This is a genomic window from Ruegeria sp. AB7 (assembly GCF_056542625.1).
Genome location: NZ_JBQGAC010000002.1, coordinates 106,197 through 121,047 on the forward strand (window position 1 = coordinate 106,197; position 14,851 = coordinate 121,047).

At 57.9% G+C, this 14,851-nt stretch carries 16 protein-coding genes; 7 read left to right on the forward strand and 9 right to left on the reverse strand.

What is annotated here, in order from left to right; translation table 11 throughout:
- Window positions 1-4 precede the first annotated feature (4 nt).
- The 3 genes from ACR0EN_RS06465 to ACR0EN_RS06475 form a co-directional block, all read right to left on the reverse strand.
- Window positions 5-922 carry a thioredoxin family protein gene (locus tag ACR0EN_RS06465; RefSeq protein WP_170398864.1) on the reverse strand — a complete coding sequence of 306 codons (918 nt, stop codon included), beginning with the start codon at window positions 920-922 and terminating at the stop codon, window positions 5-7.
- An 87-nt stretch (window positions 923-1,009) separates the two neighbouring features.
- Window positions 1,010-1,798 (reverse strand): exodeoxyribonuclease III, encoded by a 789-nt coding sequence (locus tag ACR0EN_RS06470; protein WP_170425855.1) that lies wholly within the window; start codon window positions 1,796-1,798, stop codon window positions 1,010-1,012.
- Window positions 1,799-2,116: 318 nt separating this feature from the next.
- Window positions 2,117-2,803, reverse strand: coding sequence for a response regulator transcription factor (locus tag ACR0EN_RS06475; protein ID WP_170398869.1), 687 nt, complete (start codon window positions 2,801-2,803; stop codon window positions 2,117-2,119).
- 161 nt (window positions 2,804-2,964) lie between these two features.
- Between ACR0EN_RS06475 and ribA the strand changes: the two genes are divergently transcribed.
- Window positions 2,965-4,059 (forward strand): GTP cyclohydrolase II, encoded by a 1,095-nt coding sequence (gene ribA, locus ACR0EN_RS06480; RefSeq protein WP_170425856.1) that lies wholly within the window; start codon window positions 2,965-2,967, stop codon window positions 4,057-4,059.
- Window positions 4,056-4,556: a L,D-transpeptidase family protein gene (locus tag ACR0EN_RS06485; RefSeq protein WP_170406691.1), complete on the forward strand. Its 501-nt coding sequence runs from the start codon at window positions 4,056-4,058 to the stop codon at window positions 4,554-4,556. Before ribA ends, ACR0EN_RS06485 begins: the two co-directional genes overlap by 4 nt.
- On the opposite strand, the gene ACR0EN_RS06490 is transcribed toward ACR0EN_RS06485, so the two are convergent.
- Both ACR0EN_RS06490 and ACR0EN_RS06495 read right to left on the reverse strand, forming a co-directional pair.
- Window positions 4,540-5,199 carry a YggS family pyridoxal phosphate-dependent enzyme gene (locus ACR0EN_RS06490; RefSeq protein ID WP_480585798.1) on the reverse strand — a complete coding sequence of 220 codons (660 nt, stop codon included), beginning with the start codon at window positions 5,197-5,199 and terminating at the stop codon, window positions 4,540-4,542. The genes ACR0EN_RS06485 and ACR0EN_RS06490 overlap by 17 nt on opposite strands.
- Window positions 5,200-5,300: 101 nt before the next feature.
- Entirely contained in the window at window positions 5,301-6,308 is a 1,008-nt protein-coding gene (locus ACR0EN_RS06495) for a porin (protein WP_170398881.1), read from the reverse strand.
- Between the two features lie 278 nt (window positions 6,309-6,586).
- Here ACR0EN_RS06495 and ACR0EN_RS06500 point away from each other — a divergent pair, with 278 nt between their 5' ends.
- The 4 genes from ACR0EN_RS06500 to holA all read left to right on the forward strand — a co-directional run bounded on the left by ACR0EN_RS06500 (window position 6,587) and on the right by holA (window position 11,197).
- The gene (locus tag ACR0EN_RS06500) at window positions 6,587-7,069 is read left to right on the forward strand and encodes a DUF3576 domain-containing protein (RefSeq protein WP_170398884.1); all 483 of its coding nucleotides are present in this window, start codon (window positions 6,587-6,589) and stop codon (window positions 7,067-7,069) included.
- Between the two features lie 72 nt (window positions 7,070-7,141).
- On the forward strand, window positions 7,142-9,694 hold the full coding sequence (gene leuS / locus ACR0EN_RS06505) for a leucine--tRNA ligase (protein WP_480585800.1): 2,553 nt from the start codon (window positions 7,142-7,144) through the stop codon (window positions 9,692-9,694).
- A complete protein-coding gene (gene lptE, locus ACR0EN_RS06510) occupies window positions 9,681-10,172 on the forward strand; it encodes an LPS assembly lipoprotein LptE (protein ID WP_170398890.1) in 492 nt (163 codons plus the stop codon). The genes leuS and lptE overlap by 14 nt, the downstream gene beginning before the upstream one ends.
- Complete coding sequence (gene holA, locus ACR0EN_RS06515) at window positions 10,169-11,197, forward strand: DNA polymerase III subunit delta (RefSeq protein ID WP_480585803.1); 1,029 nt, start codon at window positions 10,169-10,171, stop codon at window positions 11,195-11,197. The genes lptE and holA overlap by 4 nt, the downstream gene beginning before the upstream one ends.
- 3 nt (window positions 11,198-11,200) lie before the next feature.
- On the opposite strand, the gene ACR0EN_RS06520 is transcribed toward holA, so the two are convergent.
- Window positions 11,201-12,379 carry a TIGR03862 family flavoprotein gene (locus ACR0EN_RS06520; protein WP_170562316.1) on the reverse strand — a complete coding sequence of 393 codons (1,179 nt, stop codon included), beginning with the start codon at window positions 12,377-12,379 and terminating at the stop codon, window positions 11,201-11,203.
- Window positions 12,380-12,423: 44 nt separating this feature from the next.
- Between ACR0EN_RS06520 and ACR0EN_RS06525 the strand changes: the two genes are divergently transcribed.
- Window positions 12,424-12,720 (forward strand): HNH endonuclease, encoded by a 297-nt coding sequence (locus tag ACR0EN_RS06525; RefSeq protein WP_170406707.1) that lies wholly within the window; start codon window positions 12,424-12,426, stop codon window positions 12,718-12,720.
- On the opposite strand, the gene ACR0EN_RS06530 is transcribed toward ACR0EN_RS06525, so the two are convergent.
- Genes ACR0EN_RS06530 through ACR0EN_RS06540 form a run of 3 tightly spaced genes read right to left on the reverse strand, consistent with a single transcriptional unit; the run spans window position 12,721 to window position 14,809 of the window.
- On the reverse strand, window positions 12,721-13,458 hold the full coding sequence (locus tag ACR0EN_RS06530; protein ID WP_480585808.1) for a VOC family protein: 738 nt from the start codon (window positions 13,456-13,458) through the stop codon (window positions 12,721-12,723).
- Window positions 13,455-14,063 (reverse strand): enoyl-CoA hydratase/isomerase family protein, encoded by a 609-nt coding sequence (locus ACR0EN_RS06535; protein ID WP_480585810.1) that lies wholly within the window; start codon window positions 14,061-14,063, stop codon window positions 13,455-13,457. Before ACR0EN_RS06535 ends, ACR0EN_RS06530 begins: the two co-directional genes overlap by 4 nt.
- Window positions 14,060-14,809, reverse strand: coding sequence for an SDR family oxidoreductase (locus tag ACR0EN_RS06540; protein ID WP_170398908.1), 750 nt, complete (start codon window positions 14,807-14,809; stop codon window positions 14,060-14,062). Before ACR0EN_RS06540 ends, ACR0EN_RS06535 begins: the two co-directional genes overlap by 4 nt.
- Between the last annotated feature and the right edge of the window lie 42 nt (window positions 14,810-14,851).

Genomic DNA, 14,851 nt, shown 5'->3' on the forward strand with positions numbered 1-14,851 from the left:
GGGATTAGGCAAATATCATCGAGCTGAGCTTGCGCCGCCCGTTCAGAACAATCGGGTCATTGGGCTTGAGCGCATCGAAAATTGTGAAGAGCTGCGCCTTTGCTGCCCCATCATTCCACTCGCGATCGCGGCGGAACAATTCCAACAGTTGAGCCACTGCCTCTTCGACATCGCCATTGGCATGCAGGGCCTGCGCCAGATCGAAACGGGCTTGATGGTTGTCTGGCTCGGCCTCAACTGTTGCAGTCAACTCACCTACCGGACCAGCATCTGCAGCCTGCTTGGCCAATTCCAGTTGCGCATGGGCCGCTTCAACCTCGGGTGAAGTGGAAATCTCGGCAGGAGCGCCATTGAGGATCGCCTCAGCCTGATCCAGATCCCCCGATGCAATATGCGCGCGCACCAACCCGCCATAAGCGGCAGCGTGATTGGGGTCTTCACCCAGTATGGCGGCAAAAGTCTGTGCCGCGTCTACAGCGGCCCCCTCGGTCAACATTTCTTCGGCAGCTTGGACAGCATCATCTAGTTGACCACCCGGGCTTTCACCGCCCGCGGCTTCGATCACACGATCTATGAAGGCCTTGATCTCGGACCCTGGCAAAGCGCCCTGAAACCCGTCGATCGGTTGGCCTTTGTGAAATGCATAGACCATCGGAATCGACTGGATGCGCAGTTGTCCTGCAATCATCTGCGCTTCGTCCACGTTGATCTTGACCATCTTGACCGCACCTTTGGCAGCGGTCACGGCCTCTTCCAACGCCGGGCCCAGCGTTTTGCAGGGGCCGCACCAAGGCGCCCAGAAGTCAACGATGATCGGCGTTTCTTGTGAGGCTTCGACCACATCGGCCATGAAGGTGGCCTCGGTCCCGTCTTTAATCAGATCAGTGGCTTGGGGGCTGCCTGCGCCGTTCAGAAGGTCCATGGCTTATTCTCTCTGGTTCGAACTTGCGCCCTATATGCAGTCCAATGCGGCAGAAACCAAGGGGGGAGTTCGGCGAATTTGCTTCGGTCAGACGTCAAACGTGGCAAATACCGGGGCATGATCACTGGGTTTTTCCCATCCGCGCGCGTCGCGCAGAATGCGGCTGGAATGACCCGCGTTCGAGATATCGGGCGTAGCCCAGACATGATCCAGCCTGCGTCCCTTGTCGGCGGCATCCCAATCTCGTGCCCGATAAGACCACCAGCTGTATAGCTGGCCCTCGGGAATATCCTGCCGGGTGATATCGACCCAGCCACCTGCATCCTGAGTCTCGGCCAGCGTTTCAACCTCGATCGGCGTATGTGAAACCACCTTCAGCAACTGCTTGTGCGACCAGACATCATCTTCGCGGGGCGCAATATTCAGATCGCCCACCAGAATGGACTTTTTCGGCTTTTCCGCATGGAACCAATCGCGCATGTCAGCGAGGTAATCCAGCTTTTGGCCAAACTTCTCGTTCACTTCGCGATCCGGCACGTCGCCCCCAGCGGGGACATAGAAATTATGAATGGTCACGCCATTCTCCAACCGCCCCGCAATGTGTCGCGCATGACCCAGACCCGCGAAATCCTTATCCCCTACTTCCTCAAGCGGAAGGCGCGACAGGATGGCGACGCCGTTATACCCCTTCTGGCCGCGCGCGATCATATGCGTATAGCCCAGCTCGGCGAACCCTTCGGTCGGGATTTTGTCGACCGGCGATTTGCATTCCTGTAGACACAGCACATCCGGTGCCTCTTCCTGCAGCAATTTCAGAACGATAGGCTCGCGCAGGCGGACCGAATTGATGTTCCATGTGGCAAGGGTGAAGGGCATATCCGGGGGTTCCTTTGTCGAAGTTGCCGCAGGTTAGCGCGGCGCCAAGCGAGGTGCCATCGAAAAACAAAGCAATGTTGCCTGACCCGGCGGTTACGGAAACTTGCAAAGTTTCCGGTCCGATTTCATTGAATGAAATCGGATGCCCGGTGCCGTTATCGCCCTGCACGATACAGTTGCACTCGACAAAAAAAGCCGGGCCATCAGGCCCGGCAGTCCAACAGGGAGGTGCATGTCATAACCCGGACATGCGCGGGTTGGGAGTAATCTAAAGATACCTACAGAGTATCACTTTGATCCAAGTCAATCCACCATTAGTCAAGCAACAAGGCGATATCCGCCCGATTCTGTGACCAAAAGGCGTGCATTCGACGGGTCGGGTTCAATCTTCTGACGCAGACGATAGATATGGGTTTCAAGCGTGTGTGTTGTAACGCCCGCGTTGTAACCCCAGACTTCGTGCAACAGAACATCACGTGCAACAACGCCGTCAGTTGATCGATAGAGGAACTTGAGAATGTTAGTCTCTTTCTCGGTCAGGCGGATCTTGCGATCATCTTCGGTCATCAGCATCTTCATGGCCGGTTTGAAGGTGTAGGGCCCCAGAACAAAGACCGCATCCTCGGATTGTTCATGCTGGCGCAGTTGGGCCCGAATCCGGGCCAGAAGAACCGGAAATTTAAAAGGCTTGCTGACATAATCATTTGCGCCAGCATCAAGACCCAGGATCGTGTCAGCATCGCTGTCGTGCCCAGTCAGCATCAGCACCGGGCTTTTGACGCCCTGCTTGCGCATCAGGCGACACAGCTCACGGCCATCGGTATCCGGCAGGCCGACATCCAGAATCACCAGATCGTATATTGCTTCGCGCGCGCGTTCCATTGCTGACGCGCCATCGGACGCCTCGAACACGTCAAAGTCTTCGGTCATGACAAGTTGCTCGCTGAGCGCTTCGCGCAGGTCTTCGTCGTCATCCACCAGCAGGATTTTCTTGAGCTGAGCCATGTACGGTCCTCCTAAGCCTTTTCCATCACTTGCGTATGAAGAATGCAATCAGCAAGATTTACTGCAGTCGTCTCACGCCCTCGTGTCTGACGCCGAGGAAATGTTTCACATTTTCCAGTGATCGGGGTAGGACAGGGTCTGATCGTTTCAAGGTAAACTGCATGAGTCTCACTCCCGACATCACCGAATTGCTGGCACGGGCGCGGGCTGACCTGCGTATGGGTGTTCCCGTTGTTCTGACCGACGAACTGGGATTTGGAGTACTCGCATTCGCCACCGAGACCCTGAGCCCGCAAAGGTTGGCCGATTTGCGCGGCTTGGGCGGGGATCCCGTTGTCGCCATCACGGTTCGGCGCGCTGAAACACTTAAAGCGCGTGCATATGACGGCGATCTTGCTCGCGTCATGATCCCGGCGGATGCTGGGCTGAGCTGGGTGCAGGCGGTGGCCGACCCGTCCGATGATCTGAACGCCCCGATGAAGGGCCCGCTGATGACCGAACGGCAAGGCAGCGCAAATCTGCACCGGATCGCTATTGCGTTGGCCAAGTCGGCGCACTTGCTTCCGGCCGCCGTCGTCGCCCCTATTCAAGACGGGCGCGAATTTGCGGCAGATCATGGTCTGACCTGCATTGACCATGCCCGGGCCGCGCCACATCTGACAGATCGCAGTGCTCTGCACCCTGTCGTCGCCGCACGCCTGCCGATGGAAGTGTCAGAGGCCGGGCGCCTGCATGTATTCCGCCCCGAAGATGGTGGAGAGGAACACTATGCGGTTGAAATCGGTCGCCCCGACCGCGACAAGCCCGTCCTCGCGCGGCTGCATTCGGCCTGTTTCACTGGCGATCTCATGGGCAGCCTGAAATGTGACTGTGGCCCGCAACTGCGCGGGGCCTTGGCCCAGATGGGGGACGAGGGTGCGGGTGTCCTGCTCTATCTGAATCAGGAAGGACGTGGGATCGGGCTCGCCAACAAAATGCGCGCCTATTTTCTTCAGGATCAGGGATTTGACACAGTCGAGGCCAATCACCGGCTTGGATTCGAAGACGATGAACGGGATTTCAGGCTCGGCTCGGATATCCTGAAATCGCTGGGCTTCAATTCGGTCCGTCTGCTGACCAACAACCCTGCAAAAATCGCGATGATGGAACGCACAGGTATCGCCGTCACCGAACGTGTTCCGTTGAAAGTAGGTGAAACAGATTTCAACCGCGCGTATCTGGCGACCAAAGCGGCAAAGTCAGGCCACCTGCTGTGACACCAAGCGATCTGGTTCTTACACCACGTGGCATTCGGTTTCTCGGGCACCTGTTCCCCTGCGCTATAGGCAAAGGGGGCTTGAGCCCAACCAAGCAGGAAGGTGACGGAACAACACCAACAGGTGTGCATCACATTGTGGGTATGCTCTATCGCGCAGACCGAATGCCACGGCCGGCGCATTGGGCACGACCGATCGGACCGCGCGATTTATGGTCAGACGACGTAGAGGACGATGCGTATAACCATTTGGTGCGGGCGCCTCATGATTTCAGTCACGAAAAACTGCGTCGCCCAGATCCGCTTTATGACCTGATCTTGATAACCGATTGGAACTATCCCAATTCAGAACCCAGTCGGGGATCGGCCATCTTCCTGCATCAATGGCGACGCCCACGGTTTCCGACCGAAGGCTGCATCGCATTCAGGCGCGATCACCTACGTTGGATTGCCCAAAAAATCACGCCGGGCACACGGCTGATCATCCCTGAGGCTTAACCCGCGCCCCGAAAATGGCAGACCCAACACGGACATGTGTGGCACCCAAGGCGATTGCCGATTCAAAATCACTGCTCATTCCCATCGACAAACCCTTCAGCCCATTCCGCTCTGCGATTTTTGCCAATAGCGCGAAGTGCAACGCGGGTTCTTCTTCAACCGGTGGAATGCACATCAAACCTCGGACGGGCAGGTCCAGGCTGCGGCACTCAGCAATGAACGCATCAGCATCTTGTGGAAGAGTACCGGCTTTCTGATCCTCTTCGCCTGTGTTGATCTGTATAAAAAGATCAGGGCACTTACCCATCTCTTGCACCAATCGCGCCAATGTTTTGGCGAGCTTTGGTCGATCAACTGAATGGATGGCATTGCAAAGCTCAATCGCCTGCCGTGCCTTGTTTGTTTGCAATGGACCGATCAGATGCAGATCGATGTCCGGAAAACTCTCGCGAAATGCAGGCCATTTGCCAGCGGCTTCCTGCACACGGTTTTCTCCGAAACACCGGTGGCCCTGCTTCAATACGGCTTCGACCCGGTCGTTAGGTTGCACCTTGGAAACCGCGATTAATTGCACCGAGCCTTCGGCGCGTCCTGCCGCAGATTCAGCTTTGGCTATTCGATCGGTGATTTCTTGCAGCGACATGGGTCCCTCATTCTGCGTTTGCAGCAGCAAAACACCATGTGGCGGCAAAAGAAAAGGGCAGGTCCGAAGACCTGCCCTTGAACCTTGTGGTTCAGACCAACTTAGAAGTTGAACTGAGCACCAAAGTCGGCACGCAGCTGGCTGTCGCCGTCGCCACGCTTCTGGTTGCCGATACCACCGCGCAGCGATGCACCGCCACCCAGGTCGTAGATGGCACCGATGCCGTACTGCTGCAGATCGTCGTCTGCCGAACCGTCACCGTAAGCGAAGGTCAGAGTGGTTGCCGCGCCCAGGTTGTAGGCTGCCGACAGACCGTATGCGGTGCCGTTGCGGTCATCGTTTGCAACGTCATCGTCTGCGACGAACAGAGTACCGGAGAAGTCACCGAATTCTGCACCCAGGGTCAGAACGGTCAGGCTCTGCTTGTCGGCGTCGCCCAGACCGCTGGTCTGACCGTAGGCCAGAGCGGCAGTCACGTTACCGAAGGTGTAGGTCGCGCTGATGTCCCAGCGGTCTGCATCATCAGTGTCCGCACCCGCAACAGCTTCGTCAGCAAATGTGCGCTGGTCATACGACGCGCCGAAGGCGAAGTCGCCAACTGCGTACTGGAAGAACACAGCGTTTGCGCCCGAACCGGTCGACGAGTACGCCAGGAAGTCATAGTCGACGCCCGAGTACTGACCAATGAAGCTTTCCAGGCCAGGCTCGTTACCGTAGTAGTTTGCCAAGTTGTCGAACGAACCGGCTACGTTACCGGCGTCAACACGCAGACCACCGAAGATGACCGAGAAGCGTGCGCCGTTCAGGCCAGCGGAGTTTGCTTCGCCGTTGCCGGCATCTTCGTCTGCCTGCAGACGAACACGGCCTTCAAAGCGAACGCCACCGTCAGTTTCAACGATTCCGTCGATGTTCAGACGGAAGCGCGAGACCAGGATGGTTTCGTCGGTTTCTACGCCGGTCGCTTCACCACCACCAATTGCGTCAACGGTACCTGTACGGTCTTCCAGGTATCCCAGACCAAAGCGGCCGTAACCGCTGAACTTTACTTCGGCCGCTGCAACACTTGCGGTTGCAATCAGTGCGGTCGTTGCGAAGAGAACTTTTTTCATCTTGTTTCCCTCGGTTTCAAAGATTTTCTACTCGACACATGCAAAGCACGCGTCTCAGCACGGACACCGTTTCGCTTTTTTTGCCCCCGTTGCGCAAGCTTGGCATAAACGCAAAGACGTCATTCGGCCCAAATTGGTGCAAGGATGCCACAGTCGAATTCAACGGATCGTGCGGTTCGCGCGAGTCGATCATAAAAGAATAGGGTTGTTGCTGTACGGGTCCTTGTCTAGGAGTATCACTCGACAGAGCAAAACAAGTGACACGGGACCTTCCAACGATGCGCCGTATTACGATTCCAGGTTTGATCATGGTAACGGCTGCCTTATCAGCCTGCGGAGGGCCACCGCCTGGCGATGCAAGTGTGTTGACCGCTGATGGCAGCTCGACAGAGGAACGCGAACTGAATGACCCGAATCGTTCGACGATCTGGGACGTATTCGGCCCGAACACCTCAGAGCAGGTCACTCAGGTAAATCGCTATCTGTGGGCCGCGTCGCTGGATGTGCTGAATTTCTTGCCGATCCAAGAGGTCGATCCGTTTACCGGAGTGATCGTAACGGGTTATGGCACACCGCCCGGCGGCGGGCGTTCCTATCGCGCGACAGTTCACATCAGTGATCCCGCTTTGGAAGCGCGTTCTTTGTCCGTAGCTCTTCAGACCAGTGGCGGTTCTCCGGTCAGCGCTGCAACGTCGCGCGCCGTCGAAGATGCGATCCTGTCTCGCGCGCGTCAGCTACGCATTGCGGACAACAAGTTCTAGAAACCCGACAAAAATCACACTATTACCACGCCGGGTTCCTACCCGGCGTTTTCATTCACGAAGGACCGCATGATGTCGCGCTACTCGGCCAACGAAATCGAAGCAAAATGGCAGGAGGCCTGGGACAAGGCCGGAATCTTCACCGCCAATCACAAGGCGGACAAGCCGAAATACTATGTGCTTGAGATGTTCCCCTACCCGTCTGGCCGTATCCACATGGGGCATGTACGCAACTACACGATGGGTGATGTGATCGCCCGCCACAAGCTCGCAACCGGTCATAACGTGCTGCACCCGATGGGCTGGGACGCGTTCGGGATGCCTGCGGAAAACGCCGCAATGGCCAGTGGTGGCCACCCCAAAGATTGGACCTACGGCAATATCGCCGACATGCGCGGACAGATGAAGCCGCTGGGCCTGTCGATCGACTGGTCTCGTGAATTCGCCACCTGTGATCCGGAATACTACGGCCAGCAGCAGGCTTTGTTCCTGGATATGCTCGAGGCCGGTCTGGTCTATCGCAAGAACGCCGTGGTGAACTGGGACCCGGTCGATATGACCGTTTTGGCCAATGAACAGGTAGAAAACGGCCGTGGCTGGCGTTCAGGCGCCTTGGTTGAGCGTCGCGAGTTGACTCAGTGGTTTTTCAAGATTTCCGATTATTCCGAGGAACTGCTCGACGCGCTGGATACGCTGGATAACTGGCCCGCCAAGGTACGCCTGATGCAAGAGAACTGGATCGGCAAGTCCCGTGGCCTGCAATTCGGGTTCGAACGCACCGATGGAGGTGAGCCGATCACCGTCTACACGACACGGCCCGATACGCTGATGGGCGCGTCGTTTGTTGGCATCTCGCCCGATCATCCGATTGCCAAGCAGCTTGAGGCAGAAAACCCGAAAGTCGCTGAATTCGTTGCCGAATGCCGCAAGGGCGGCACCACCGAAGAGGCGATCGAAACCGCCGAAAAGCTGGGTTATGACACCGGCATACGTGTAAAACATCCACTCGACCCCAGCTGGGAGCTGCCGGTCTGGATCGCCAACTTTATCCTGATGGACTATGGCACCGGCGCCATTTTTGCCTGCCCAGCTCATGATCAACGTGACCTCGATTTCTGTCGCAAATACGGCCTGCCTGTGGTCGACACATTCTTTGCACTGGATGATGACACTCCGGTCGACAAGATCGCGTTTGTTCCACCGAAAACCGAGAAAGTCCGCTGGGTGAATCATTTTGCGGGTCTCACCGAGGCAACGGGTGACGAGGCCATCAATGCCACCGTTGATTTCGCCGAAAAGGCCGGTTGGGGTGAAGGTGTTACCAAATACCGCCTGCGCGATTGGGGGCTCAGCCGCCAGCGCTATTGGGGCTGCCCGATTCCTGTTGTGCATTGTGATCAATGCGGCACGGTCACCGAGAAGAAAGATAATCTGCCGATCGAGCTGCCTTATGATGACGGCAACGGCAAACCCATAGATTTTTCGATCCCCGGCAACCCGCTGGACCGCCACCCCAGCTGGCGCGACACCCCTTGCCCTTCCTGCGGCGCTCCAGCCAAGCGGGAAACTGACACGATGGACACGTTTGTCGATTCGTCGTGGTACTTCGCCCGTTTCACCGCCCCGCGCGCTGAAACACCCACCGATCTTGCCGAAGCCGAGTATTGGATGAATGTCGACCAATATATCGGTGGGATCGAGCATGCGATTCTGCACCTGCTCTATTCGCGCTTCTTCGCGCGGGCGATGAACATCACTGGTCATTTGCCAAAGAAAGCGATTGAGCCGTTCAACGCGCTGTTCACTCAAGGCATGGTGACTCATGAAATTTATCAGACACGCGACGCCAACGGTCGCCCGGTCTATCACCTGCCCGAGGACGTGACCGACGGCAAACTGACCGACGGCACCGTGGTTGAAATCATCCCCTCAGCCAAAATGTCCAAGTCGAAAAAGAACGTCGTCGATCCAGTCAGTATCATCTCGGCCTTTGGTGCGGATACTGCGCGCTGGTTTGTTCTGTCCGACTCCCCACCTGAGCGCGACGTGGAATGGACCGCGTCGGGCGCCGAGGCCGCGTTCAAACATCTCAGCCGCGTGCACCGCATCGCCGCAGAAATCGCGGAATCGGATCTACCGGCCACTGCAGATGACGAAACGCTGCTACGTGAGATGCACAAAGCCATTCATGACGTATCGGGCGGGGTCGAATCCTTTGGCTTTAACGCATCTATCGCAAAGCTTTATGCATTCACCAACACGCTTGCCAAATCCAAAGCGGGCTCTGCAGTCAAGCGCGAGGCAGCCAAGACACTAGCGCAGCTGATGTCGCCGATGACGCCACACTTGTCCGAAGAACTTTGGCAGATGCTGGGCGGCGAAGGCCTGGTTGCAACCGCGCCTTGGCCCATCGCGGATGAGACCATGCTGATCGATGACACCATAACCCTGCCGATTCAGATCAACGGCAAGCGTCGGGCCGAAATCAGCGTAGCCAAAGATCTGGATAAAGCAGAGGTTGAAAAAATCGCCCTCAGCACCGAAGCTGTGCAAAAGGCGCTGGATGGCGCTGCACCGAAGAAAGTGATCGTTGTTCCGGGCCGGATCGTTAATGTCGTCGTTTGATCGTAGAACCCTGTTATTGATGCCGCTGGCGCTCGCCGCTTGCGGGTTCGAGCCGGTTTATGCGCCCGGAGGATCAGGCTCGGCCTTGGATGGCAAGGTCGAGGTGTCAGCGCCGAATACCGTCGAAAGCTTTCTGCTTGTTCAGAATCTGGAACGCAAATTAGGTCGAAGCGCGACCTCGGGCAACGAATACAAGCTGGATGTGGGGGTTTCGACGGTCACCCGCAGGGCCTCGATCACCACAGCAAATGAAACCAATCGCTACACCATCGACGGGAACGCGACTTACGCGCTGAAATCCAATGCGACCGGGCAAATCATCGCCTCGGGCAACGTTACCGAATTTGTCGGCTATTCTGCTGCGGGCTCAACTGTGTCGACGCTGGCCGATGAGCGTGATGCGACCGAGCGGCTGATGGTGATTCTAGCCGATCAGATCGTGAACCGCCTTTACGCCACGCCGGGCCTGTCCACATGAAGTTGAGCCCGCGTGAGGCTGAAGGGTATTTTTCCAAGCCGGACGCGGACAAAGCCGGATTGCTGATCTACGGGGCGGACGCGATGCGCGTTGCGTTGAAGCGTCAACAGGTGCTGGCGGCTTTGCTGGGACCTGGCGCCGAAGAGGAAATGCGCCTGACCCGCATTCCCGGAAGCGATCTACGCAGCGATCCGGCCCTGTTGCTGGACGCGGTCAAGGCTGTCGGATTTTTCCCCGGTCCCCGCGCGGTGTTTGTTGAAGACGCCACCGATGTCGCAGCGCCTGCGATTCTCACAGCCCTTGAAGACTGGGATCATGGCGATGCACAGATCATCGTGACGGCCGGGCAACTCAAACCCAGCTCGAAAATCCGCAAAGCATTCGAAGCGAACCCTGCCGCATACGCTGTTGGCATCCACGATGACCCGCCCTCGCGCGCCGAGGTGGAGCGCATTCTGGCGCAAGCCGGATTGAAGAATATTCCGCGCGATTCGATGTCGGCGCTTAGCGAACTTGCAATGGCGCTCAGCCCTGGTGATTTCACTCAAACAGTTGAGAAACTGTCGCTTTACAAACGCGGTGACGCCGGTGAACTGACGATTGAAGACATTGAAGCCTGTGCGCCGCGGTCGACCGAGGCGGCGCTGGATGATGTATTGAACGTCGTTGCCGAGGGCCGGGCACAGGAAATCAGCCCTCTTATCCGACGCCTGCAGGCGCAGGGCACCAACGGGGTCACCTTGTGTATTGGGGCGACGCGGCATTTCCGAACGCTCTATGCCTGCGCATCCGACCCTGGAGGCGCGGCGCAGGGAATCGGCAAGCTGCGCCCTCCGGTCTATGGCAAACGACGTGACCGGATCCTGAGGCAAGCTCAGGGATGGGGGGCGCCCAAGCTGCAGACCGCTTTAACCGTCCTTACAGATACGGACCTATCCTTGCGCTCGGCAGGTCAAACCGCACCTGCGATGGCACTGGTAGAGCGTGCAATGATCCGACTGGCGATGCTGGCCCGATCGGGTTAAGGCCTAGCGCGCCAACCACGTTGCCGCCGACTGACCGGCCCAACGTCCCGTCGCCAGACAGGCGGTCAGAAGATAACCACCGGTCGGGGCTTCCCAATCCAGCATCTCGCCCGCGCAAAAAACGCCCGGACATGCTGTCAGCATCAAACCGCTGTCCACGGCACCCAATGCTACCCCGCCAGCGGTTGAGATCGCCTCATCCATCGGGCGTAGCCCAGCATACCTGATGGGCAGGTTTTTCAGCGCACCGATCCATTGCGTTTGCTTCAATGCGCGGCCCTTAGTCATTTCGTGGAACAAAGCGACCTTTTGCGGAGACAGACGCAGACCATTCTTCAACCAATGCGAAAGCGTTGCCTTTGATTTCTTCGCGTCCAATCGCGCCTGCATCCCTTCAGCCGTCACATCCGGGACCAGATCAACAAACAGCGGCGCCCCCATCCGCAGCGCAGGGGTCAGGGCATACATACCGCCACCTTCCAGGCCTTTTGCGGAAATAGTGGCCTCACCACGGCTATCCAGATCGCCCGCCATCCACCGCACCGACTTGAGCGCCGCGCCAAAATGTGGCTGCATATAGGGGCTCCAATCGACTGACAGAGCGGCGTTAGCCGGTGCAAACGGTGTTAGATCAACTCCGCTGTCCGCAAGCCACTGGGCCCAAGCGCCATCCGAACCCAACCGCGCCCAGCTGGCGCCCCCTAATGCCAAAACCGTCGCGTCGGGCGAGCAAAACTGCATGCCATCTGGCGTCTCAAAAGCCAACGCGCCACCTTGCCATCCCTGCCAGCGCCAGCGTGTCCTGATCTGAACACCGGCCTGATCCAATCTGGCCAGCCAAGCCCGCAGCAAGGGTGAGGCCTTCATGACTTTCGGAAACACGCGCCCGGTAGAGCCCGTGAACATCTCTTGCCCAAGATCACCGGCCCAAGCCTTCACCGCCTGTGCGTCAAATGCTTGTATCATCGGATGCAACCAATCCTTTGCATCCCCGTATGCGCCCATAAGCATGTCAAAAGGCTCATCCTTGGTCAGGTTCAGGCCGGACTTCCCCGCCATCAGGAATTTACGCGCGACAGACGGCTTGGCTTCGGCCACTACAACCTCGTGCCCGGCGGCGGCAAGCTGTTCGGCGGCCATTAGCCCCGCTGGTCCTGCCCCGATAACCATGGATTGCGCCATTGTGTCCCTCTTGCCCTGTACACGCATCAGCGCGAAGTTAGGTCATGGCAAATTCCGATCCGATCTGCCCGCTCTGCAACCGTCCGATCCCCGAAGGTGGTGGAAGCCTGCACCATCTGATCCCAAAGCTTAAGGGAGGCAAGGGCGGGCCCACCGTTTTATTGCATCAGATATGCCACAAAGAGATCCACGCGACACTGACCGAGGCCGAACTGGCGCGTGACTTCCACACTGTCGATGCACTGCGCAAACATCCGAGGCTTGAGAAGTTCCTGAATTGGGTGCGCAAACGCCCGCCGGGGTTTCGCTCAAAAGTGCCGGGCAAACGACGCGGGCGATGATCAGGCAGGAAGCCAGGGATCGCCGAATGCATCCTTTTGCGGGTCAGCCAGCCCTTCAATTTCGATCCCGAGATAGTCCGGCACCGGTGCAAACCGGGCATTTGGGATGTGTTGGTATTCCAACGTGGTATAAGTACGCTTCCACAGCCATTCGCGATTCTCAACCGCCCAGAGATCGGGGTTGGGAGGCTCCTCTGCGGTGAACGCATAGAAATGCAGATCGAACCCGTGAGGTTCGACATCCTGCAGAGACAGCAAAGACAGTCCCATGGATCGGCAAAACGCATCTTCGGCAGCGATATCACCGGTTCGCAAAGTGATCTGACCAATACAGGCCTTGGCAAATGGGGCGTCCGCGCTGGCGGCATTTTCGGGCCGGTTGCCCTCGAAATCCTGCTGCAGCAGTTCAATGGCAAACCCTTCGGGGTCATTCAGATGGCACATATAGCCGATATCCAGAAACTGCCGCGGCGCGCTGACCGGGGTACCCTTCTGGCGCAGGTGTTCTGCGGCAAGATCAACATCCGGCAACGTGATCCCGATCTTCCAATACCGCTGCCCCGGATCATGGCGGTAGCCCCCGCCGCCCGGCATCAGCAACAGATCGGCATCCTGACCGGAATATCCAAGACGACGATTGGCGCCTTCAACCCTGACAGACATGCCAAGCGCATCACGATAAAACGCCGCCAACGCATCCGGGTCCGCCACCCGCAATCGGAGCGCGGCCAACCTCATGGGCACAATCCGGCTATGCCCGCAGCAACCGACGGATCTGCGGACAGGCTGTCGGCTACAAGTTCTTGTGCAGTTGGTATCAAATGTTCGGGCTCAACCACCCGATCAACCAGCCCAAAGCTATAAGCTTCTTCTGCAGAAATCTTCTGTCCCGCCATCAGTATGAGTCGGGTTCTGGCCGGACCGATCAACTCTGCCATCCGCTTGGGATCCGAGGGCTGCGGCAAGAATCCCAACTTCATGACTGGGTAAAAGAACTTGGCCGAGGGCACTGCGATACGCAGGTCACAGGCCAGCACCATACCGTTGGCTCCACCGGCCAAAGTGCCGTTGAGCGCGGCCACCGTCAGGCAGGGCAAGGCGGCAATGGCACCCGACAACCTCTCCCAAAGATCGGATGTCGCAAGGCCCGCCCGCGCTTCTTCAAGATCGGCGCCCGCACTGAAGACCCGGCCCGCCCCCGTCAGGATCAATGCACGTGCCTCGGTTGCCGCCTCTGCGATGCGTACCAATTCGCTAAGCATCGCTGAGGTCAGCGCATTGGCCTTGTCCGGATTGTTCAACTTGACGGTCCACAACCCATCATCCTGTGTCAGTTCGATCACGTCAGCCCGACCCTTTTTCGGATGTCTTCGTTGCGCAGCGATATCTCGGTCCCCAAGAACTCATCCGCATCTGCCGAGCACATCCACATCAACGCCCGCGCGGGCCAGTCTGCGGGGATGTGATCGTCCCAATCCAGCTGACTTACTGGATTGATTCCGCTGGCCTTGATCACCCGCTGCATATCTGTGGCCACAGTTCCCGGGGACAGGCCCATTGCGCGAATACCGTGATGCGCCTCTTCCAGATGCAGGCATTCGGTCAGCATCTTGGCCCCGGCTTTTGATGCACAATAGTGGCTCCAGGCTTCGACCGGGTTCGACGCGGCACCGGACGAGACTGTCAGAACGGTCCCGCCGCCTGCTGCCCGCATGATGGGCAGGACGGCACGCATTCCGTAAAAGACACCTTTCAGGTTGATGTCGATTGCTTGGCTCCAGGCCCGGGTGTCGGCATTCGACAGATGAAAGATCGGATCAATGACGCCCGCGTTCCCGATTAGCACATCCAGCTTGCCGAACCGGTCGATGCAATCGGCAACTGTCTGTTCAACCTGGGAAAAATCGCTGACGTCGCAGGCCAGCGCCATGGCGTTTTCACCCAATGCCGCAGCCAGAGCGTCAATCTGATCGCGGCTGCGGGCGACCAAGGCCACATTGGCCCCAGCTGCGGCAAAAACGCGCCCGGCTTCCGCTCCGATGCCTCGGCTTGCCCCTGTGATCAGTACCGTTTTCCCTTGCATATGCATCGTTTAAATCCCTGCATTTGAAATTGTCTTAACTCGTACCCT

Excerpts from the sequence above, each read along its gene's own strand:
- ACR0EN_RS06525 (WP_170406707.1), top strand. The coding sequence starts at position 12,424 with ATGGCAAATTCCGATCCGATCTGCCCGCTCTGCAACCGTCCGATCCCC.
- ACR0EN_RS06495 (WP_170398881.1), bottom strand. The coding sequence starts at position 6,308 with ATGAAAAAAGTTCTCTTCGCAACGACCGCACTGATTGCAACCGCAAGT.
- holA (WP_480585803.1), top strand. The coding sequence starts at position 10,169 with ATGAAGTTGAGCCCGCGTGAGGCTGAAGGGTATTTTTCCAAGCCGGAC.
- ACR0EN_RS06500 (WP_170398884.1), top strand. The coding sequence starts at position 6,587 with ATGCGCCGTATTACGATTCCAGGTTTGATCATGGTAACGGCTGCCTTA.
- ACR0EN_RS06465 (WP_170398864.1), bottom strand. The coding sequence starts at position 922 with ATGGACCTTCTGAACGGCGCAGGCAGCCCCCAAGCCACTGATCTGATT.
- ACR0EN_RS06490 (WP_480585798.1), bottom strand. The coding sequence starts at position 5,199 with ATGTCGCTGCAAGAAATCACCGATCGAATAGCCAAAGCTGAATCTGCG.
- leuS (WP_480585800.1), top strand. The coding sequence starts at position 7,142 with ATGTCGCGCTACTCGGCCAACGAAATCGAAGCAAAATGGCAGGAGGCC.
- ACR0EN_RS06520 (WP_170562316.1), bottom strand. The coding sequence starts at position 12,379 with ATGGCGCAATCCATGGTTATCGGGGCAGGACCAGCGGGGCTAATGGCC.
- ACR0EN_RS06475 (WP_170398869.1), bottom strand. The coding sequence starts at position 2,803 with ATGGCTCAGCTCAAGAAAATCCTGCTGGTGGATGACGACGAAGACCTG.
- ACR0EN_RS06530 (WP_480585808.1), bottom strand. The coding sequence starts at position 13,458 with ATGAGGTTGGCCGCGCTCCGATTGCGGGTGGCGGACCCGGATGCGTTG.
- ribA (WP_170425856.1), top strand. The coding sequence starts at position 2,965 with ATGAGTCTCACTCCCGACATCACCGAATTGCTGGCACGGGCGCGGGCT.
- ACR0EN_RS06470 (WP_170425855.1), bottom strand. The coding sequence starts at position 1,798 with ATGCCCTTCACCCTTGCCACATGGAACATCAATTCGGTCCGCCTGCGC.
- lptE (WP_170398890.1), top strand. The coding sequence starts at position 9,681 with ATGTCGTCGTTTGATCGTAGAACCCTGTTATTGATGCCGCTGGCGCTC.
- ACR0EN_RS06540 (WP_170398908.1), bottom strand. The coding sequence starts at position 14,809 with ATGCATATGCAAGGGAAAACGGTACTGATCACAGGGGCAAGCCGAGGC.